The organism is Jeongeupia sp. HS-3, assembly GCF_015140455.1.
GTDB lineage: Bacteria > Pseudomonadota > Gammaproteobacteria > Burkholderiales > Chitinibacteraceae > Jeongeupia.
In genome coordinates this window covers 813,540-833,045 of the sequence record NZ_AP024094.1, presented here as the reverse complement: position 1 = coordinate 833,045, position 19,506 = coordinate 813,540, and the positions used below count along the sequence as shown (strand labels likewise).

Sequence of the window (19,506 nt, the reverse complement as noted above, 5' to 3'; positions counted from 1 at the left end):
AACCCCAAAAACGCCATGACTGACCTGACCAGCCACTTCCTCGGCCAGCCTTTGGCCAACCCATTGATGAACGCATCGGGCGTGTATTGCCGCACCGTCGCCGAACTTGACGCGCTGGCCGCCAGTAGCGCCGCCGCCATGGTCACCAAGAGCTGCACGCTGCAGCCGCGCACCGGCAACCCGGAGCCGCGTTACCGCGCGCTGCAGCTTGGCAGCATCAATTCGATGGGACTGCCCAACGAGGGCTATCAGTACTATCTCGACTATGCCGAGCGCTTCGATCACGACAGCAAGCTGCTGTTCCTGTCAATTTCGGGGCTGACGCTCGACGATAACGTCGAGATGATCGCGGCCATCCGCGAAGCGGTGAACCCGGCGCTGCTCGAAGTGAACCTGTCCTGCCCGAACGTACCCGGCAAGCCACAGATCGGCTATGACTTCGAAGCGATGGACGAGCTGCTCGACGAGGTCAACGACGCCTACAAGCGCCCGTTTGGCGTCAAATTGCCGCCCTATTTCGATATCTCGCACTTCGATGCCGCGGCCGAGATTCTGAACCGCTACCCGCGACTGGCCTTTGTCACCTGCATCAACTCGATCGGTAACGGTCTGGTAATCGATGCGGAGACCGAATCGGTGGTGATCAAGCCCAAGGACGGCTTTGGCGGCTTGGGCGGTGCCTATGTGCTGCCGACGGCGCTGGCCAACGTCAACGCCTTCTACCGCCGCTGCCCCGGCAAGCAGATCATCGGCTGCGGCGGCGTTCAAACCGGCACCGAAGCCTTTATGCACTTGCTCGCCGGCGCCAGCCTGGTTCAGGTCGGTACCGCGCTGTACGAGGAAGGCCCGGCGATTTTCGAGCGGCTGATCGCCGAGCTGTCGGCCATCATGGCCAGCAAGGGCTACACTTCGATCGGCGAATTCCGCGGCAAGCTCAAGACACTCTGAACGACCTGCCCGGCGCTACGTCTTTCTCGCCCAGCCCAAAGCCGCGTTGTCGAACGCGGCTTTTTTACGGCTCAAGCCGCGCGTGGCGCAAACATGATGATCGCCATCCCGGCCAGCGACACCGATACACCAAGCACATCCCAGCCCGACGGGCGAATGCCGTCCACCGCCCATAACCAGCCCAGCGCCACGGTGATGTAAACGCCACCGTAGGCCGCGTAGACCCGCCCTGCGGCGCTCGGATGCAGGGTCAGCAGCCAGGCGAATAGCGCCAGGCTGACCACCGCCAGCGGCAACCACCAGGCGGACAAACCCTGCTTCAGCCACAGGTAGGGAATGTAGCAGCCGATGATTTCGGCCAGCGCGGTCAGGATGAAAAGGGAGACGGTTTGAACGACGGACATGGTGGACAGCGCAAAGTGGTTGTTCGACAGCTTATCGTGCTCGGCTAGTAACTGACCGGCAGCGGCTCCAGCCCCCGCCACAGATACCAGGTGGCAACCGAGCGCCACGGCGCCCAGCGCTGCGCCAGTGCCTTGATATCTCCGCGCGGTCGGCGTTCATCGTCGTGATAGAAGCGTGCTACCGCCTTGATCAGGCCGATGTCGTCCAGCGGCAGCACATCGGGGCGCAGCAGGTGAAACATCAGGAACATCTCGGCCGTCCAGCGGCCGATGCCGCGAATCGACGTCAGCTCGGCAATGATTGCTTCGTCATCCATCGCCATCAATCGTCCGGACGCCAATCGACCCTCGGCTTCATGCAGCGCCAGATCCTTGAGGTACTCGACCTTGCGCTGTGACAACCCGCAGCCGCGCAGCGCCTCAACCGGCGCGGCCAACACCTGATCGCTGCGCACATCAATCACGCAGGACTCGAAGCGTTGCCAGATCGAATCGGCCGCCTTGACCGAAATCTGCTGGCCGACGATCGAGCGTGCCAGGGTCATGAATACGTCGCCGCGCCCCTCCAGGCTGATGCCCGGATAGGCGGCGATCAGCCGCGCCAAGACCGGGTCGGCGGCCGACAGCCTGGCGCAGGCTTCGCCCCAGTACGCTGGCCGCCCCGTAGGCTCCGGCACATTCACTCCCCGGCAACCGTCATCCGGTCGATCAGGATAGACCCGACCCGACGGCTGCTGGAGGTATGCCAATCATTACCGATACCCACGATGCCCTTGAAGATATCGCGCAGATTGCCCGCGACGGTGATTTCCTCGACCGGGTGACTGATCTTGCCGTTCTCGACCCAGAAACCCGCCGCGCCGCGCGAATAATCGCCGGTCACGAGGTTGATACCGTGGCCAAGCAATTCGGTGACCAAGAGGCCGGTGCCCAACTGGGCGAGTAGCGCGTCAAAGTCGGCGGTCGCACTCACCAGCAGATTGTGCGCGCCGCCAGCATTGCCGGTGCTTTGCATGCCCAGTTTGCGGGCGCTGTAGCTACCAAGGAAATAGCCGTTTTGCACCCCTGCGGTCACGAGTTCGCGCCGCTCGGTCATCACGCCTTCGGCATCGAAAGCGCCGCTGGCCAAACCGCGGATCAGGAATGGATCTTCAACGATCTCGACAATCGGTGAAAACACCTGCGTGCCGATACTCTCGGTCAGGAAGCTGGTTTTGCGGAACAGGCTGCCACCACTGACGGCCGAGACCCAGTGGCTGATCAAGGACGATGCCACCGGCGCCTCGAACAGCACCGGATACTCACCGGTTTTGACCCGCTGGCCACCCAAGCGGCGCACCGCGCGCTCGCCGGCCTTGCGACCGACCGATTCAACGCTATCGAGATCGGATGCAGCACGTGCGGCGGTGTACCAGTAATCCCGCTGCATGCCCGACTCATCTTCGGCAATCAGCGCAGCCGAAATGCCGTGGCGGGTTGATTCGCCCAAACCGGAGAAACCATTCGAATTGGCGTACACCCAGCGCGATGCCGAGGTCGATACACTGCCGCCCTCCGAGTTGGTAATGCGCGGATCAACCGCTTGGCCCGCGGCCTCACAACGCCGCGCCAGCTCGATGGCCTCTTCAACCGGCAAGGCCCACGGATGGTAGACATCCAGATCGGGAAACACGGTGGCGAAGCGCGATGGGTCGGCCAGGCCGGCGCATGGATCTTCGGCGGTATAACGGGCAATCGCCAGCGCTGCCTTCACCGTCTCGGTCAGTGCGGTCGGCGAAAAATCCGAGGTACTGGCATGGCCCTTGCTCTGGCCCAGATAAACCGTGACACCGATTCCCTTGTCGCGGTTGTACTCGATCGTTTCGACCTCGCCCAGGCGAACCGAAACGTTCTGACCAAGTCCTTCGGAGGCGTCAACCTCACAGGCGCTCGCCCCTTGACGGCGTGCCTCGTCGAGCACGGTCGCGGCGAGATCGCCAAGCTGTTCTGGGCTGAAGCTGAATTCGGACATCGGTCATCCTTAACGATGGATAGGCAGAAATAGGTTGGCGCCGTGCCGGCGGACATGCCAACCGGGCAAATCGCCGAGCGGCACAAGTGTACGCCGGGTATTACGGGCGGGTTTGGTATCATTATGCTTTTGCTCAGCGCACCCTGCCATGGCTCGACACTCAGATACCCCGGAACACGACGACGACGTCGAACTCATCAGCAAAAGTCAGATGAAGCGCGATATGAACGCGCTGCAAGATCTGGGCGAAGCCCTGATTCCACTCGATCGCAAATATCTGGCCGGACTCAACCTGCCGGAAAGCCTTTTTAACGCCCTGATCGAAGCCAAGCGGCTGACCGCAAACGGCGCCGTAGCACGCCACAAGCAATATATCGGCAAGCTGATGCGCCATGTTGATCCGGCACCGATTCAGGCCCTGCTTGATTCTCTCTCCGGCAACTCCGATCGCCACAATGCCTGGCTGCACCAGCTGGAGCGCCAGCGCGACAAGCTCCTGTCCGATCCCAAAGCAACCGAGGCGCTGATCGACGCCCATCCAGAACTGGATGTGCAGCAATTGCGCCAGATGATCCGCAATGCACTGAAAGAGCGCGAACAGCAAAAACCACCGAAGGCCTTCCGCGAGCTGTTTCAGCTTTTGAAGACCCTCAACCCGGAACCGCCCCTGATCGATCCACGCGAGGAAAAATGATGTCGTTGCGCCTGCCTGCTCCCCTGCCAAACCGTTTTGATGCCCTCTTTTTCGACATGGATGGCACGCTGATCGACTCGACGCCCTGCGTTGAGCGCACCTGGCGCAACTGGGCCGGCGAGCTAGGCATTGACGCCGAGCATCTGATTGCCAATATGCACGGCGTACGCGGCATCGATGTGATCAGCCGGTTCGCGCCCGACGCCGACTTGCAGACCGAGTATGAAAAGCTGCTCCAGCGCGAACTGAGCGATATGGAAGGCACCGTGGCGATCAACGGCGTTGCCGAACGCATCGCCGAACTGGATGGCATCCGCGCCGCGATCATCACCTCGGCACCGCGGCCATTGGCGCAGTCCAAACTGGAATACTGCGGCATTACGCCGCCAGCCTTCATGGTCTGCGCCGAAGACATCGTCAACGGCAAGCCCTCACCCGATCCATACCTGGCCGGCGCACAGCATTTCGATGTCGACCCGGCACGTTGTCTGGCATTCGAGGATGCGCCCAATGGCGTGCGTTCGGCCAAGGCCGCCGGCATGACCGTGATTGCCCTGACCACTTCGCACCCGGCCGACGAACTGGGTGAAGCCGATCTGCTGATCCGCGACTGGCACGATCTGCGCTTTCACGCCGAAGCGGATGGCAGCGTGACGGTAACGGTAGCCGTATGAGCGCAGCGCTGAAAATCGGTCTGGTGTCGATTTCGGATCGTGCTTCAAGTGGCGTTTACGACGACAAAGGCATTCCGGCATTGCGCGATTGGCTGGCCGCGACACTGATCACGCCGCACACACTCGAAACCCGCCTCATTCCGGACGAGCAGCCGCAGATCGAAGCCACGCTGCGCGAACTGGTCGACACCGAAGGCTGCCAGCTGGTGCTGACCACCGGCGGCACCGGCCCGGCGCTGCGCGACGTCACCCCCGATGCCACGCTCGCGGTTGCCGACCGGGTGATGCCGGGCTTTGGCGAGCAGATGCGCCAGGTCAGCCTGCATTACGTGCCGACGGCGATTCTCAGCCGCCAGGTCGGCGTGATCCGCAAAAGCGCGCTGATCCTCAACCTGCCGGGCCAGCCCAAGTCGATCAGGGAAACGCTGGAAGGCGTCAAGGACACCGATGGCAAGGTCGTGGTGCATGGGGTATTCGCCTCGGTGCCCTACTGCATTCAGCTGCTCGACGGCCCGTATATCGAAACCCGCGCCGAGATCGTCGCCGCATTCCGCCCCAAGTCGGCGATCAAACCCAAGGAATAAGTCATGAGTGAGTTGTTGCCGTGCGTTGAAATCGAAACGGCGCCCAATCCAAGCGCCAGCGTGATCTGGCTCCACGGCCTTGGTGCCGATGGTAACGATTTCGCCCCCATCATCCCGGAACTGGGGTTGCCGACCGGCCTGGCGGTGCGTTTCCTGTTTCCACACGCGCCATCCATCCCGGTCAGCTGCAACAACGGCTACGTGATGCGCGCGTGGTATGACATCGTTTACTTCGACAGCATCGATCGCCACGCCGACATCGATGGCGTGCATGCCTCGACTGCACACATCCGCGCCCTGATCGCCAGCGAGAATGCACGCGGCATCCCGACCGATCGCATCGTACTCGCCGGATTCTCGCAAGGCGGTGCCATTGCCTACACCGCCGGGCTGACCCACCCGGAAGCGCTGGCCGGCATCGTCGCACTTTCAACCTATCTGCCGGCACCGCAACTGCTCGACGCAGCCAGCACGGCGGCCAATCGCCATACGCCGGTCTTTGCCGCGCACGGCAGCCACGATCCGGTGGTACCGCTAACACTGGGTGAAGCAGCCGTCCAGACCGTCGAAAAACTCGGCCATCCGGTGAGCTGGCAAACCTGGCCGATCCAGCATTCGGTTTGCCTGCCGGAAATCCAGGCCATCGGACACTTCCTGAGGCAGACGCTGGGCTGACGCTCGCAAGAAAAACGGCGCCTTCAAGGCGCCGTTCTCGTATGGGCTTATGCGCCTGCATGAGCCTCACCCGTTTTGGCGCACCACCTGCACATTGACCCACACCCAGTCGGCGCCCTTCTCAAGCACGCTACCTAGTCTGACCGTAAAAGCACGATCCCGCGCCTGCACCTGATAGAGCCGGTCATTGGCATATTCGGATGCATGCAGCATCAGCGTATTGACGTTGCTGCTGCCTTGCAGATGCGGGATATACAGACCAATCCGCAGCGTCGGGAACTCGGTATTGAAAAAAGCGACATCGGACAAATTGATCTGGCTACTGTCGTCATCAACCTTGATGCTGACAGCGACCGGCGTGGCCGACAAAATCTGGATGCCGGCAGAGAGCTGCTCATCCCGAAGCCGGTTCAGTCGCCGGATCACGCAAACCTGCCAGTTCTCGCCGCCCCCCGTTCGCATGCCGATCAGTGCACCGGGGCGTATCCATTCGTTCTCGGCGGCATGCAACACCGCGCCAAAGCCACCGTCCGATTCGTTTTCGATCGACCAGTTGGCAATGGCCACCTTTTGCCTGAGCTTGGGATGAACCGTCGCCGGCCCGGTCGCCTGCTTGGAGCGGGTTCGCTCGGATACAAAACCATAGAGGCGCATGTCGTTGATTTCGTCGTAATCAACCTCGGTTCTGGCCTCGACCGGCTGACGGCTGAACTTGTCATTATCGCCGCGCACCATCGCACAAATCCGGCTCAGCCCCTGCACTACCTCGGCGCTTTTACTGACGTTCTGGCGAACACTGCGCGCCACCTGGGTATTGCGCATCATCATGGTCCAGAAGGATTCCAGATGCTTGAGCAGCTCCAGAGCGCCGGGCTGACGACAATCCTCACCAAGCCCCAACGACCTCGGCGTCGCGCCCGACTCGATCTTGCGCTGGGTTTCCTGTAGTTCATGAATCAGGTCAAACAGCCCCCAATAACGGAAGGGTTCTTCCGCCTGATCTTCCTGTACCCGTTGTGGGCCGTCATCGGCTTGCAGATTGACGCAAAGGTGGTGGCGATCCGCATAAAACTTGCGCGAAAACTGGATCAGTTTGCTCCAGTGATTCAACCAGTGATCCGCCCAATCGATTTGTCGAACCGTCAGGTTGTTGCTTGACAGCGTAGCCAGCATCAAAAGTTGCAGATACTCATCGGCACAGGAGGTAATTTCCTCGGAATGCTTGGGATAAAGCGGAAACGGGTTGCTATCGAAGCCACCAATTTCAGACAGCCGATATAACTGGTTTGCCTGCGTCCAGAGTCTGGACGGCAATTTTTCAAAACGAAAATGATGCCACTTGGCCTGGATACCGAGGTAATGCAGGCTACGCGCCAACACTGCGGGCATCTGCGCTTCAAAACGATCCCGATCCTGCACGGTCGGGTCGAATTTGACGAAGCGCTGGTAGAGGTCAACCATCGCCTGGGCGTAATCGATCACCTCTTTCCAGAGCTGGCGCTCCAGCTCCTTCGACATGCGCGGATTGGCGATGTACTGGCAGCACAAGGCTTCATAGCTCGACTGCACTGCGGCATCGACCAGCAAGACCGCGTCCAGTGCGTCCGCCGTAGGTGCCTGAGTGCCATCAAGAAATGCTTGCGCGGCCGCCAGCACCTTGGCGCGCTGCGTTGCGGGCGCGTCAAGCTCAAGCTGTCGGCACCAGGCGGTCGCGAGTTTGACATTGGCGAGTGGCCGCGTCTCTCGCTTGAAGAGCCGGTTCAGGAGTTCACGCATACGCAGGTCTGGAAACGAGAGCCAAAGCGGGTTATTCGGTTTCGGTGCTGAACGACGCCAGCTCAAGCCAAGTCCTCGCCGCGTCCACCTCGTCAAATACCTCGACTTCGGCTTCGGAAAGAATGTTGTTGATCCAAGCCGACCAGGTCACCCACTGATCGTTGGAGACAACGGCGACGCGGCCAAAATCGCGACGGTGCTTGCGAGCGAAGCGAAACTCCTCAAGCGCCATATCGATGGTGTAACCCATCATGCCCGAGAGATCGAACAGCAGATTGGCGGAACCATGAAACCGCAGTTCATACAGCACGCTATCTTCGAACTCGCGAAAATCATGAACGGTAAACTCATTCAACACCGCGACGTAGACGTAGTGGGCTTCGTGCGAAATGGTGATCATGTTTGCTCCTCAAGCCGGTGTTCTCTTACAAGCATAGCGCATTCACCCCAGCCACCCGTTGCCGGGTGCCGCAAATGAGTATCAACGGTTGCGCTGATCCGACACGGCAACGAACGCAATCGCCCCTTGCCATAACTGGCTGACAGGTTCCGGCAGAAGCGGTTCACGCCGCAAGCGTGAATTGCCGCCCATCCCGACTTAGCGCAAACATTGATTCAATTATACGATCCAGCCCTACCCGGCGGCCTTAGCGTGCAGCGTTGATGCGCGCCGCAACCATCAGCTCTTTCATTTCTCGCACTGCGTCCTTCAAGCCAACGAAAAGCGCATGGCCAATGATGGCGTGGCCGATATTGAGTTCGCGAATCTGCGGGATCGCCGCGACGGCCTGGACATTATGGTAGTGCAAGCCATGTCCGGCGTTCACGATCAGCCCCAGCGACGCGCCGTACTCGGCGGCGTCGCGGACTCTCGCCAGCTCCGCCTCCCGCTCTGCAGCGGTCACCGCATCGGCATAGCGACCGGTGTGAATTTCGATGACCGGCGCACCCAGCTCGTGAGCGAGCTTGATCTGCGCCAGATCCGGATCAATGAAAATGGACACGCGCATGCCGGCCTTGGATAGCGTCTCGGTGTAGTCGCCCGTCATTTTGGCAAAACGCAGCACATCAAGACCACCTTCAGTCGTGACCTCTTCGCGCCGCTCGGGCACAAGGCAGATATCATGCGGTGCGATCGCCAGCGCGTGATCGAGCATTTCCGTCGTCAGCGCCATTTCGAGATTCATTTTGGTCTGCACCACACGCCGGATCAGCTGCACATCCTCATCGCGGATATGCCGACGATCTTCGCGCATATGCAAGGTAATCAGATCGGCCCCGGCCTGCTCGGCCAGTTGCGCGGCCAGTACCGGACTCGGGTACACCGTGCCACGCGCGTTGCGCAACGTCGCAACGTGATCAATGTTCACGCCCAGCTGGATATCGACTGCCATATTCGTTCCCGTCAACGCCGGCGCGCCTCGCCAGCACTAAAAAAGCGCAAAGTGTAGCGGCTCTGGCCTTGCCTACGCTAGAGCGTTTGCAGATCGATCAGCAATTGGCGGGTATGCAAGGGTGTATCGACAAGCAGGGGGGAAAACGCCAGCCGCATCAGCTGCTTGGCTTGTGCCAGAACGCGTTCGTTGCCGAAGTCGCCGGCATGGATCGCCAGCAGTACGGCCCCGTCAAATTGCGCTTGGCCGTTTGACGCCGGCACCACGCCGAAACCGGCATCGAAACCATAACGCCCACCAGGCAACAAGGGAGAGCCATCGGCCAGCCGGTTCAGCACCGGTGCGTAGCCCAGCGCTCGCAATAGCGTCAGCTCGAATCCACGCAACACCGGTTCAACCGCGGCACGCTCGCTGCCTACCTTCCCCAGATGACGAATCGCATCGAAATAAACGCCAAACAGCGCGGGATAGGCGTCCTCACGCGGCAAAAGCTTCATCAGCAATTCGTTCAGATAAAAACCGCAGAGCAGCGGCAACCCGCGCAACTGCGGCAGCCCGCCCTGCCACTCCGCCGCATGCAGCGTCTTGACTTCACCGGCGCCAAACCATGCCAGCAACAGAGGCTGAAACGCCAGCAGACTGCCGCGAAGCTGTGAGCCAGGCCGCTGCACGCCACGCGCAACGATCATCACCCGGCCGTGATCACGACTGTAAACATCGAGCAGGCGGCTGGTTTCGCGATACGCGTACTGATGCAGGATAAAGGCCGGCTGCGCATCGACACGCGGCACCTCGCCTGCGGACTTGCGCCGCGGTCTGCGTGGCGTTTTCTCGGCCATACGAGCCGCTTATTCGAAACCGTACTGACGCAACAAACGCGTATCGTCGGCCCAGCCGCTCTTGACCTTGACCCAGACCTCCAGATAAACCTTGCCGTCGAACAGCTTTTCCATGTCCTGGCGCGCTTCGGTACCGATGCGCTTGAGCTTTTCGCCGTTCTTGCCGATCAGCATCGCCTTCTGGCTGTCACGATCAACCAGTACAGCAGCATAGATACGTTTGAGCATACGGCCGTCGCGCATTTCTTCTTCGTCGAACTTCTCGATTTCAACGGTAACGGCGTATGGCAGTTCGTCACCCATCATGCGGAAAATTTTCTCGCGAATGATCTCGGCGGCGAGGAAGCGTTCGCTGCGATCGGTGATCTGGTCTTCGTCATACATCGGTGCCGAATGCGGTAGCAGCGGCTCGATCGCCTTCTGCAACACATCCAGTTTCTGCTTCTTCTGCGCCGAAATGGGCACGATGGCGGTGAAGTTGTACTTCTGCGCCACCGATTCAATAAACGGCAACAAGGTCGATTTATCTTCGACCTCGTCGACCTTGTTCACCACCAGAATCACATTGCGATCCTTGGGCAGCAGCTTGAGCACGTCCTCATCTTGCGGTGTGAAGCGTCCGGCTTCAACCACGAACAGCGTGACATCGATATCGGCCAGCGTCGTCGTTACGCTGCGGTTCATAGCCTGATTCAGCGCGTTTTTATAACGGGTCTGGAAACCGGGTGTATCGACGAACACAAACTGCGCCGCATCCGTGGTCAGCACGCCGGTAATCCGGTGACGCGTGGTCTGCGCCTTGCGCGAGGTAATGCTCACCTTCATACCGATCAAATGGTTCATCAGCGTCGATTTGCCGACATTCGGCCTTCCGACGATCGCGACAAAACCGCAGCGATAGGATTCAGCTGCCGACTCTTCGGGCAGCATCAGTTCTTCAGTCATGGAATTCTCCGTGCAGGGCGCGCGGCCCTGCCAGGTTAGAGGCGCTTGCCCGGGTGACGTTCCCGGAGCAGCGCCAACGCCGCAGATGCGGCCTGTTGTTCTGCGTTGCGACGGCTAGGCCCCTCGGCACGTGTTTCGACCTGCAGGCTTCGCGCCAGGCAAACCACTTCAAACAGCTGGTTGGGCGACTCGCCTTCCTGTCGTGCCAGAACATATTCGGGCAGCGGCTGGCGGCGCGCCTGCAGCCATTCCTGCAGCGCGGTCTTCGGATCTTTGAGCGCCTGCGCCGGATCGATTTTGGCAATCCGCGATGCAAACAACGCAATAATCACTCGCTGCGCTTCGGCAAAACCGCCATCGAACCAGATCGCGCCAAAGATCGCCTCCAGCGCGTCGGCCAGAATCGATGGCCGGCGATGGCCGCCGCTTTTCAGCTCGCCCTCGCCAAGCGACAAATAGTCGCCCAGCTGCATCTCCCCGGCCACGTCGGCCAACGCTTCCTGACGCACCAGGCTGGCGCGCAGGCGAGAAAGCTCACCCTCGGTCAGCTGTGGAAACGCCTGATACAGCGCATGGGCGATGACGGCATTGAGAATGCTGTCGCCAACGAACTCCAGTCGTTCGTTATGCGTCGATGAATAACTACGGTGCGTCAACGCCTGTTTGAGACGCGGCACCTCTTGAAATGAATAACCGAGCACCTTCATCAGGCGCTCGGCAGGCAGTACGACGGACATTAGGCGAGTTACTCGGCGCCGGAACCGGCAGCCTCCACGTTGAAATCGAACAATAGGCTGACATTGGCAACCACCGGAACTACTTTTTCATAGCCAACAGTAACCGATGTCTTGCCCCCGGCCTGGATGATCTGCAGGTCCTTGCCGGAAACAGCCTTGATATCACTGATATTGGCGTGCTTGTCGAACGATTCGCGAATCGTTGCAGCAGGTTGGGTGCCCTGCTCCTTGGCAACAGTGGCCACGGCCTTCTTGATGTTGTAGTACTCGACGTAGGTCGGCACCACCTTGAAGAAGACAATCGCAGCGGCCGCAACAAAGCCGGCAACAATAATAAAGCCAAAAAACGACAGCCCGCGTTGCGCACGCATCAGTGGTATATCTCCATTTTATTTTTCATCCGGCTTGCCGGATCAGCTGATCCAGGTACCGATTCTGCTCAAATTCTTGAAGTTGAACCAAACTAGGAAAGCCTTGCCGACAATATACTTGTCCGGCACGAAGCCCCAGTAACGGCTATCGGCACTGTGGTCGCGGTTATCACCCATCATGAAGAAATAACCGTCTGGCACCTTGCAGCTGAAACCGTCGTCATCATAACGGCAGTTTTCGCGGAACGGAAAATCACGCACCTCGGCCAGGTTCACTTCCGGCACATCCATTTGCAAGGTGTTATAGATGTGCTCGCCGAGTTTTTCGGTGAATTGTTGATTATCAATCAGATACACACCCTCGGCATACTGCAACTGACCGGCCGATTGTGTCGGCACCGGCTTGCCATTGACCGTGAGCTTTTTATCGCGGTATTCGATCGTATCGCCCGGCGTACCAATGACGCGCTTGATGTAGTCGATCGATGGCTTCTCCGGATAGTTGAACACCATCACGTCACCGGGTTGAGGCTCGCCCACCGGAATCAGCACATTATTCAGAAGCGGCACGCGAATGCCATAGGCGAACTTGTTGACCAGAATGAAGTCGCCGACGATCAGCCCGGGGCGCATCGAGCTCGAAGGAATCTGGTACGGCTCCACAAGGAAGGAACGCAACAGAAAGACCGCCAGAATGACGGGAAAGAAGCCACGCGCATATTCAACCCAGTCAGACGGCCGTGCATCGCCACGCTTCTTGCCCCATAGCAGCTTGTCCAGCCCCCAGACAATGCCGGTTACCAGCACGAAAATCAGCAGCGCGGCAGCAATCGAGAACATTTGCACCAGCAGCACGAAGGCGCCAATGATCGCGGCAAGGAAGCCGTATTGAACCAGTTGTGGCGGTTCGTTGTTCTTGCGCTCGTGCTTGGCGCCGAGGCCAATCAGCACCGGCCCAAGGATGAGGAGAATGACACCGATCACATACCAGTTCATGCAGCTTCCCTTGCCTATTAATGGCTATTTATTTGTCGCTAACCTGCAGAATGGCAAGGAATGCCTCCTGCGGGATTTCCACATTGCCAACCTGCTTCATGCGCTTTTTACCCGCTTTCTGCTTCTCGAGCAGTTTCTTTTTCCGGGTAATATCGCCACCGTAGCATTTGGCCAGCACGTCCTTGCGCATGGCTTTGACGTTTTCGCGCGCAATGATGGTGCCACCGATCGCAGCCTGCACCGCCACGTCGTACATCTGCCGTGGAATCAGTTCACGCATCTTGCTGACGAGTTCGCGGCCACGATAAACGCTGGTGCTGCGGTGAACGATCAGGCTCAAGGCATCGACCTTTTCACCATTGACGAGCACATCCAGCTTGACGAGATCGGCGGCTAGGAATTCCTTGAACTCGTAATCGAGCGAGGCATAGCCGCGCGATACCGATTTGAGCTTGTCAAAGAAATCCATCACCACTTCGGCCATCGGCATATCGTAGGTCAGCATCACTTGCCGGCCCATGTATTGCATATTGCGTTGCACGCCACGCTTCTGGTTGCACAACACCATCACCGCGCCGACGTAATCCTGTGGCACGAGGATGGTCGCGGTAATGATCGGCTCGCGAATTTCCTCGTACTTGGCTTGCTCGGGCAGCTTGGATGGGTTTTCGATATGCGTGATGCTGCCATCTTTGAGCACCAGCTCATACACCACGGTCGGCGCCGTGGTAATGAGATCCATATCGAACTCGCGCTCAAGCCGCTCCTGCACGATTTCAAGGTGCAAAAGTCCGAGGAAGCCGCAACGGAAGCCAAAGCCCAGTGCTTGCGACACCTCGGGTTCGAAAGCCAGCGCTGCATCGTTCAGCTTGAGTTTGGTCAGCGAATCGCGCAGTGACTCGTAATCGTGCGATTCGATCGGATACAGACCCGCGAACACCTGCGACTTCACCTCCTTGAAGCCCGGCAGCGGCTCGGTGGCTGGAGTCTTGGCGATGGTGATCGTGTCACCGACCTTGGCCGACGCCAGTTCCTTGATGCCGGCGATGATGAAGCCGACCTCGCCGGCACGCAGCACGTCGCGCTGCAGCGATTTCGGCGTAAACACACCGACCTGCTCGCACAGATGCTGTGCCTTGGTCGACATGAACAGGATCTTGTCTTTCGGGCGGATCTCGCCGTCGACCACGCGCACCAGCATCACCACACCGACGTAGTTGTCGAACCACGAGTCGATGATCAGCGCCTTGAGCGGGCCTTCCGGATTACCCTTGGGCGCGGGGATCTTGCTGATCACCTCTTCCAGAATTTCCTGGATGCCGATGCCGGACTTGGCCGAGGCACGCACGGCGTCAGTCGCCTCGATGCCGATGATGTCTTCGATTTCCTGCGCCACACGCTCGGGTTCGGCGGCGGGCAGGTCGATCTTGTTCAGCACCGGGCGCACTTCAACGCCGAGTTCGATCGCGGTATAGCAGTTGGCGACCGTCTGCGCCTCGACACCTTGCGAGGCATCGACGACCAGCAGCGCGCCTTCGCAAGCCGACAGCGAACGGCTGACTTCGTAGCTGAAGTCGACATGCCCCGGCGTGTCGATCAGGTTCAGGTTGTAGACCTTCCCGTCGAGCGCCTTGTACTGCAGGGCAGCGGTTTGCGCCTTGATGGTGATGCCGCGCTCTTTTTCGATGTCCATCGAGTCGAGCACCTGCTCGCTCATCTCGCGCATCTCGAGGCCGCCGCAAAACTGGATGAACCGGTCGGCCAGGGTCGATTTACCGTGGTCGATGTGGGCAATGATAGAGAAATTACGGATGTGATCCATGGAACCTGTTTTTTACGAAAAAAGGGCACGCCGTGCGTGCCCTGTATCAGCCAATCACCGGATTTTACCGGATTTTCGCCAGCCAATCATCCAGCGCTTGCGCATCGAGATGGTAATGGCATATTTCTTCACCATTTATGGTCGCCAACACCGGCACGAGTTCGCCATACAGCGCCTCCAGCGCGTCATCGTCGTCGATATCGACCCACTGAAGCACGAAGCCGTGATCGCTGGCCAAGGGAAGCAACTGCTCCCGCATCGTCAGGCACAGGCCGCAGTATTCGCGGCCGTAGAGCATCAACGTCGGGGTCACTTCGCCGGCGCCGTCATCGAGATGAAGATCGATGCACCGTCACGCACGATACGCAGCGCCACCGCTTCGTTCGCCTTCACCGCGCTCAACAGCTGGCGAAACTGTTGCATGCTGCTGATGTCGGTACCGCCGACACCGATCACCACGTCGCCGCGCATCAGCCCGGCCTTGGCCGCAGCATCGGTAGCCGACTGGATCACGAGGCCGAATTTGCTGCCAAGCGCCTTCAGCTGTTGCGGCGTGAGTTCACGCAGCACCAGACCGAAACGCTGGCTCTCTTCTTGTTGCGCAGCACCGCCCTTGTATTCGCGCACCTTGTTCGGACCTTCGACGCCATCGAGCAGGCCGATCGTTACCGCCAGCTCACGCGCAGCGCGATCACGCCAGATGCCGACCTTCACCGTCGTACCCGGTTTGGTATCGGTGACAAAGCGCGGCAAATCGCCGGTATTGTTGATCGGCTGACCGTTGTACTTGAGCACCACATCGCCCGGCTTGAGGCCAGCCTTGGCGGCCGGGCCGTCCTTGTCGACCGACGACACCAGCGCGCCATTGGTATTGGCCAGACCGAACGTTTTCGCCAGGTCCTCGTTCAGATCCTGCACCGCCACGCCGATCCGGCCACGCGTGACCTTGCCGGTGGCCTTCAGCTCGTCGGCCACCTTCATCGCCACATCGATCGGAATCGAGAACGACAGGCCCATATAGCCACCCGAGCGGCTGTAAATCTGCGAATTGATGCCAACGACCTCGCCGGCCATATTGAAGAGCGGCCCACCCGAGTTACCCGGATTGATCGCAACGTCGGTCTGGATGAACGGCACGAAGGTTTCATCCGGCAGATTGCGCCCCTTGGCGGAGACGATGCCGGCGGTAACGCTGTTTTCCAGCCCGAACGGTGCACCGATGGCCACCACCCATTCGCCAACCTTGAGCTTGTCGCTATTACCAAGATCCACCTTCGGCAAGCCGGTCGCCTCTACCTTGAGTAGCGCAACGTCGGTCCGTGCATCCGAGCCGATCACCTTGGCCTTGAATTCGCGTTTATCGGTCAGTTTGACTTTGATTTCATCGGCATCAGCGACGACGTGGGCATTGGTCAGCACGTAGCCGCTGCCGTCGATGATGAAACCCGAACCCAGCGAGCGCACCTGACGCTCTCGCGGTGCACCCTGCTGCGGTGGCGTGGCGCCCGGCGGCACCGGAAAACCAAAGCGCCGGAACAGATCCAGCACATCATCGTCCGCGCCCCATTGTTGCTGCTGGGCCGATTCGCGCACCTTGCCTGTCGTGGAGATATTCACGACCGCCTTGCCTTCTTTTTCGACGAGTTGCGTGAAATCCGGCAGTGCGGATACCGGTGCTGCCTGAGCAGCGCCAAAACCCAAGGTGAATAGTCCGGCTGCAAGCCAGCGAGTCACTTTCATGGTCAATCACCCATTTTTATGAGAATGAAACAGACACAGCGTTGAGGCACGATCAGCGCGATCAATCGGCCGAGCCGCATTGACGCGGCGGCGGCGCACTGCCGTGACGGGAGACGATGGTCGGCCCCTGTCCGGCCAGAGGATCGCGCGCGATCCGCAACCATGCAAATGCAGCGCCAAAGCCCAGCGCAGCGCCGAGCACTTCGCCCAGCGGCGACACCGGGTCGATCAGGCGACCAAGCACCGCACCAAGCAGCATGACCAGCAAGGGAAGGCCGTAAGCCCACAGCGCCGATTGCAACAGCGTGCGCTCTGCAACGGCGACTTTGACATACTCCCCTTCCTTGGCGCCAAGGGGATTATTAACACGGTAGTGCTGCTGCGCCTGACCGAACATCCGGCTGATCGCCACCGAGCGGCAGCCGGTTTGCGGATCGCAATTGCCGCAAGGCGTGTGCGGCCGAATCATCACCCACGCATCCGCACCGTTACAGCGAACGATTTGGGCTTCAGTGGAGATCATCGGAACCGATGCTCGGCAGCGCTGCGCAATGGCACATCACTTGACGTCAGGGCGAAGGCTGAAGCCCTGACTAAAGGCTTGTACGGTCTCGGCAGGCACTTCACCCAGCGCGGTGATCATGTACTGCCCCACCTGGCGCGAAAACAGACTGATGCCGTTCTGATGCGTCAGGCCCTGCGGCATGCGTGGGTCGATCGGCTCGACAAATACCGATACGGTCACCAGACCATCGGCATACAGATAATGCAGAACGGGTTTGTGCTTGCCCGGCAGATTGCGCTTGAGCTGGCGAAACAGCTTGAAACCCGGCGGCAGATCATGGACTTCCCAGTGCGGATCGGCCACCAGCGGTTGCGGCATTTGCTCCAGCACCACCGGTCGCACCGGATTCACCGGCTTGAGCAGGCGCTTGTCGAGCGCGCCTCCGATATTGATCTGCGAGAAACTGAAGACTTCGGTCACTTCGCGGCGCGCGCCATACATCACCGTCTTGAGCATCAGGCCACTGGCGGCGTCGATCCAGTAACGGTGCGGATAGCGATAACGGTCACGCGGCTCGAAATCGTAGATATCAGCCTCAAGCCCGGCAACGCGTTCGCGGCCGATCTTGCGGATTTGATAATTGACGAGCAATTCCTCGGCCGGATCCGGGAACTGCCTTGGAAACATCTTGGAGGTATGCCGCCGATCCACCGTCACCGGCCGGGATCCCGGGGTAAACACGCTAATCTGGTCACCGTGACGCAGGTATTCCAGCTGCGGGCCGTCAAGCGACTCGCGCCGCTCGATATCCGCGCCCCCACCACCCTGATGGAAGACGCGATAACTCTGCATGAAGCTATGCCGCTGCTGGATATAGATACCCTGAAATGTCAGGGTCTTGGGCGCATCGGCGACGCGGTTGACGAGTTGGCTGGCCTGCGATTGATCGAGCAGCTCGCCCGGTGGCGCTGCGAGCGCACTTAGCGAGGATCCAACGAACAGCAGACTACCGGCAAAGAGCCAACCCTTCAGTGTCATCATTGATGTTGTCGTTGCGGAGCTTGATAGGAGATAGAGACCATGTCTTGTCCGGCAAACGGGCTGCCGGCGTCTTCACGATGGGCGACCAGGTAATCCTGAATGCGCGCGGCATCTGGATTGACCGTGTCGTTGCTGGCCATCTGTTCGATCGCCATCGGTGCGCCCGGGGCGGGCAGCGTTGCACGCATGCCGCTATAAGCCTGCCAGCTGGCGACACCCACGAAGGCAATCGACGCGGCGGCCGAGAGCGGCACCAGCGCGCGCTTGAGGAAGGAGCGCTTGCGTTTGTTCAGCGCACCCGGGGCAAGCACAATCGGCTCGGCAGCAAGGCGGGCCGAAAAGCGCGCCATGAAATCGGGAGACAGAATCGGATGATCGTGCATGGCGTCGCTGATCAACTGCCAGTCGTTCAGGCTCTGGTTTAGCTCGCTGTCGTTCCCCAGCTGGGCGAGCACCGTTGTGCTCGCCGCAGTATCCAGCTCGCTGTCGATCAGCGCGGACAAATGCTCTTTCATGTCGGTTATACCTCTTGCGCGTTATTTCCGGGCCTACCAGCGACGATCTTTGCCGATCGTTGCCAGAAGTGGCCGCAGTTTTGTCGCGATCGCTTCACGCGCCCTGAAAATCCGTGAGCGAACCGTGCCAATCGGACAATTCATCACGCTGGAGATTTCTTCATACGACAGACCTTCCATCTCGCGCAGCGTGATCGCGGTCCGCAACTCCTCAGGGAGCGCATCGACCGCCTCGTTCACGGTACTGACAATCTGACGATTCGATAGTTCAGACTCTGGCGTATGAAAGTCCGGTATTTGTGCCGCTGCATCCAGCGTCTCGCCGTCCTCGTCTTCGTAGTCCATCGCCAGTTGCGGGCGCCGGCCCATCGAGGCGAGGTAGTTCTTCGCAGTATTGATCGCAATCCGGTAAAGCCAAGTGTAAAACGCCGATTCGCCCCGGAAGGACGGTAGGGCGCGATACGCCTTGATGAAGGCTTCTTGCGTCACATCCTCGATTTCGTGCGGATCGCGGATCAGGCGCGACAGGAGACGGGCGATCCGGCGCTGGTATTTGATGACCAGCAGCTCGAACGCCCGCTTGTCGCCGGCTTGTGCCCGGGCGACCAGTTCCGAGTCGAGTTCCCGTTCGGTCCTTTGTTCCAATGCGTACTCCGTGCTCCGTGTTCGACCTGCGCGCTATTTAGCGCAGCTGAGCTCGCTATATGGAGGCATATGTCATCTATTTCAAGCCACAAGACACCGGCGCGGCCGGATTGTGCCCGCAGCACCCCCAGCGTGCAAGCTGCAGCGGCGAAGAGCTCTGATGTAATATTTGCCGTTAATTCTGACTTTA

General features: G+C 59.7%; 23 protein-coding genes. 5 read left to right on the top strand and 18 right to left on the bottom strand.

From position 1 onward, the window contains the following. Positions 1 to 15: 15 nt before the first annotated feature. On the top strand, positions 16 to 948 hold the full coding sequence (locus JLC71_RS03875) for a dihydroorotate oxidase (protein WP_200917361.1): 933 nt from the start codon (positions 16 to 18) through the stop codon (positions 946 to 948). A 71-nt stretch (positions 949 to 1,019) separates the two neighbouring features. Here the strand turns inward: JLC71_RS03875 and JLC71_RS03870 are convergent, their stop codons facing one another. From JLC71_RS03870 to pmbA, 3 genes are read right to left on the bottom strand one after another with little or no spacing between them, the layout of a single operon-like run. Continuing rightward, a complete protein-coding gene (locus JLC71_RS03870) occupies positions 1,020 to 1,352 on the bottom strand; it encodes a YnfA family protein (protein WP_200917360.1) in 333 nt (110 codons plus the stop codon). A 44-nt stretch (positions 1,353 to 1,396) separates the two neighbouring features. Next, the gene (locus tag JLC71_RS03865; RefSeq protein WP_200917359.1) at positions 1,397 to 2,029 is read right to left on the bottom strand and encodes a DNA-3-methyladenine glycosylase family protein; all 633 of its coding nucleotides are present in this window, start codon (positions 2,027 to 2,029) and stop codon (positions 1,397 to 1,399) included. 2 nt (positions 2,030 to 2,031) lie between these two features. Continuing rightward, entirely contained in the window at positions 2,032 to 3,363 is a 1,332-nt protein-coding gene (pmbA, locus tag JLC71_RS03860; RefSeq protein ID WP_200917358.1) for a metalloprotease PmbA, read from the bottom strand. Positions 3,364 to 3,475: 112 nt separating this feature from the next. Between pmbA and yjgA the strand changes: the two genes are divergently transcribed. Genes yjgA through JLC71_RS03840 form a run of 4 tightly spaced genes read left to right on the top strand, consistent with a single transcriptional unit; the run spans position 3,476 to position 5,990 of the window. Next, positions 3,476 to 4,057 (top strand): ribosome biogenesis factor YjgA, encoded by a 582-nt coding sequence (yjgA, locus tag JLC71_RS03855; protein WP_236250969.1) that lies wholly within the window; start codon positions 3,476 to 3,478, stop codon positions 4,055 to 4,057. After that, the gene (locus JLC71_RS03850; RefSeq protein ID WP_200917357.1) at positions 4,057 to 4,731 is read left to right on the top strand and encodes an HAD-IA family hydrolase; all 675 of its coding nucleotides are present in this window, start codon (positions 4,057 to 4,059) and stop codon (positions 4,729 to 4,731) included. The genes yjgA and JLC71_RS03850 overlap by 1 nt, the downstream gene beginning before the upstream one ends. After that, positions 4,728 to 5,315, top strand: a complete 588-nt coding sequence (mog, locus tag JLC71_RS03845; RefSeq protein ID WP_200917356.1) for a molybdopterin adenylyltransferase — start codon at positions 4,728 to 4,730, stop codon at positions 5,313 to 5,315. The genes JLC71_RS03850 and mog overlap by 4 nt, the downstream gene beginning before the upstream one ends. A gap of 3 nt (positions 5,316 to 5,318) precedes the next feature. Then, complete coding sequence (locus JLC71_RS03840) at positions 5,319 to 5,990, top strand: alpha/beta hydrolase (RefSeq protein WP_200917355.1); 672 nt, start codon at positions 5,319 to 5,321, stop codon at positions 5,988 to 5,990. A 66-nt stretch (positions 5,991 to 6,056) separates the two neighbouring features. Here the strand turns inward: JLC71_RS03840 and JLC71_RS03835 are convergent, their stop codons facing one another. The 15 genes from JLC71_RS03835 to rpoE all read right to left on the bottom strand — a co-directional run bounded on the left by JLC71_RS03835 (position 6,057) and on the right by rpoE (position 19,316). Continuing rightward, a complete protein-coding gene (locus JLC71_RS03835) occupies positions 6,057 to 7,766 on the bottom strand; it encodes a cyclic-di-GMP receptor FimW-related protein (RefSeq protein ID WP_200917354.1) in 1,710 nt (569 codons plus the stop codon). Positions 7,767 to 7,797: 31 nt separating this feature from the next. Further along, positions 7,798 to 8,166, bottom strand: a complete 369-nt coding sequence (locus tag JLC71_RS03830) for a SpoIIAA family protein (RefSeq protein WP_200917353.1) — start codon at positions 8,164 to 8,166, stop codon at positions 7,798 to 7,800. 247 nt (positions 8,167 to 8,413) lie between these two features. Further along, on the bottom strand, positions 8,414 to 9,160 hold the full coding sequence (gene pdxJ / locus JLC71_RS03825) for a pyridoxine 5'-phosphate synthase (protein WP_200917352.1): 747 nt from the start codon (positions 9,158 to 9,160) through the stop codon (positions 8,414 to 8,416). Between the two features lie 77 nt (positions 9,161 to 9,237). Beyond that, the gene (gene recO / locus JLC71_RS03820; protein WP_200917351.1) at positions 9,238 to 9,999 is read right to left on the bottom strand and encodes a DNA repair protein RecO; all 762 of its coding nucleotides are present in this window, start codon (positions 9,997 to 9,999) and stop codon (positions 9,238 to 9,240) included. Positions 10,000 to 10,008: 9 nt separating this feature from the next. Beyond that, positions 10,009 to 10,944 (bottom strand): GTPase Era, encoded by a 936-nt coding sequence (gene era / locus JLC71_RS03815; RefSeq protein ID WP_200917350.1) that lies wholly within the window; start codon positions 10,942 to 10,944, stop codon positions 10,009 to 10,011. A gap of 35 nt (positions 10,945 to 10,979) precedes the next feature. Next, complete coding sequence (rnc, locus tag JLC71_RS03810; protein WP_200917349.1) at positions 10,980 to 11,681, bottom strand: ribonuclease III; 702 nt, start codon at positions 11,679 to 11,681, stop codon at positions 10,980 to 10,982. Between the two features lie 8 nt (positions 11,682 to 11,689). Then, complete coding sequence (locus JLC71_RS03805) at positions 11,690 to 12,052, bottom strand: DUF4845 domain-containing protein (RefSeq protein ID WP_200917348.1); 363 nt, start codon at positions 12,050 to 12,052, stop codon at positions 11,690 to 11,692. A gap of 42 nt (positions 12,053 to 12,094) precedes the next feature. Continuing rightward, on the bottom strand, positions 12,095 to 13,048 hold the full coding sequence (gene lepB, locus JLC71_RS03800) for a signal peptidase I (protein WP_200917347.1): 954 nt from the start codon (positions 13,046 to 13,048) through the stop codon (positions 12,095 to 12,097). Between the two features lie 28 nt (positions 13,049 to 13,076). Next, positions 13,077 to 14,870 carry a translation elongation factor 4 gene (gene lepA / locus JLC71_RS03795; RefSeq protein WP_200917346.1) on the bottom strand — a complete coding sequence of 598 codons (1,794 nt, stop codon included), beginning with the start codon at positions 14,868 to 14,870 and terminating at the stop codon, positions 13,077 to 13,079. A 64-nt stretch (positions 14,871 to 14,934) separates the two neighbouring features. Then, a complete protein-coding gene (locus tag JLC71_RS03790) occupies positions 14,935 to 15,183 on the bottom strand; it encodes a glutaredoxin family protein (RefSeq protein ID WP_308431169.1) in 249 nt (82 codons plus the stop codon). Next, the gene (locus tag JLC71_RS03785; protein WP_200917345.1) at positions 15,180 to 16,610 is read right to left on the bottom strand and encodes a DegQ family serine endoprotease; all 1,431 of its coding nucleotides are present in this window, start codon (positions 16,608 to 16,610) and stop codon (positions 15,180 to 15,182) included. Before JLC71_RS03785 ends, JLC71_RS03790 begins: the two co-directional genes overlap by 4 nt. Before the next feature lie 61 nt (positions 16,611 to 16,671). Then, a complete protein-coding gene (locus tag JLC71_RS03780; RefSeq protein ID WP_374757616.1) occupies positions 16,672 to 17,133 on the bottom strand; it encodes a SoxR reducing system RseC family protein in 462 nt (153 codons plus the stop codon). 36 nt (positions 17,134 to 17,169) lie between these two features. Next, positions 17,170 to 18,156, bottom strand: a complete 987-nt coding sequence (locus JLC71_RS03775; RefSeq protein WP_200917343.1) for a MucB/RseB C-terminal domain-containing protein — start codon at positions 18,154 to 18,156, stop codon at positions 17,170 to 17,172. Continuing rightward, positions 18,153 to 18,671, bottom strand: a complete 519-nt coding sequence (locus JLC71_RS03770; protein ID WP_200917342.1) for a sigma-E factor negative regulatory protein — start codon at positions 18,669 to 18,671, stop codon at positions 18,153 to 18,155. The genes JLC71_RS03775 and JLC71_RS03770 overlap by 4 nt, the downstream gene beginning before the upstream one ends. 33 nt (positions 18,672 to 18,704) lie before the next feature. Next, complete coding sequence (rpoE, locus tag JLC71_RS03765; protein ID WP_200917341.1) at positions 18,705 to 19,316, bottom strand: RNA polymerase sigma factor RpoE; 612 nt, start codon at positions 19,314 to 19,316, stop codon at positions 18,705 to 18,707. Positions 19,317 to 19,506 lie beyond the last annotated feature (190 nt).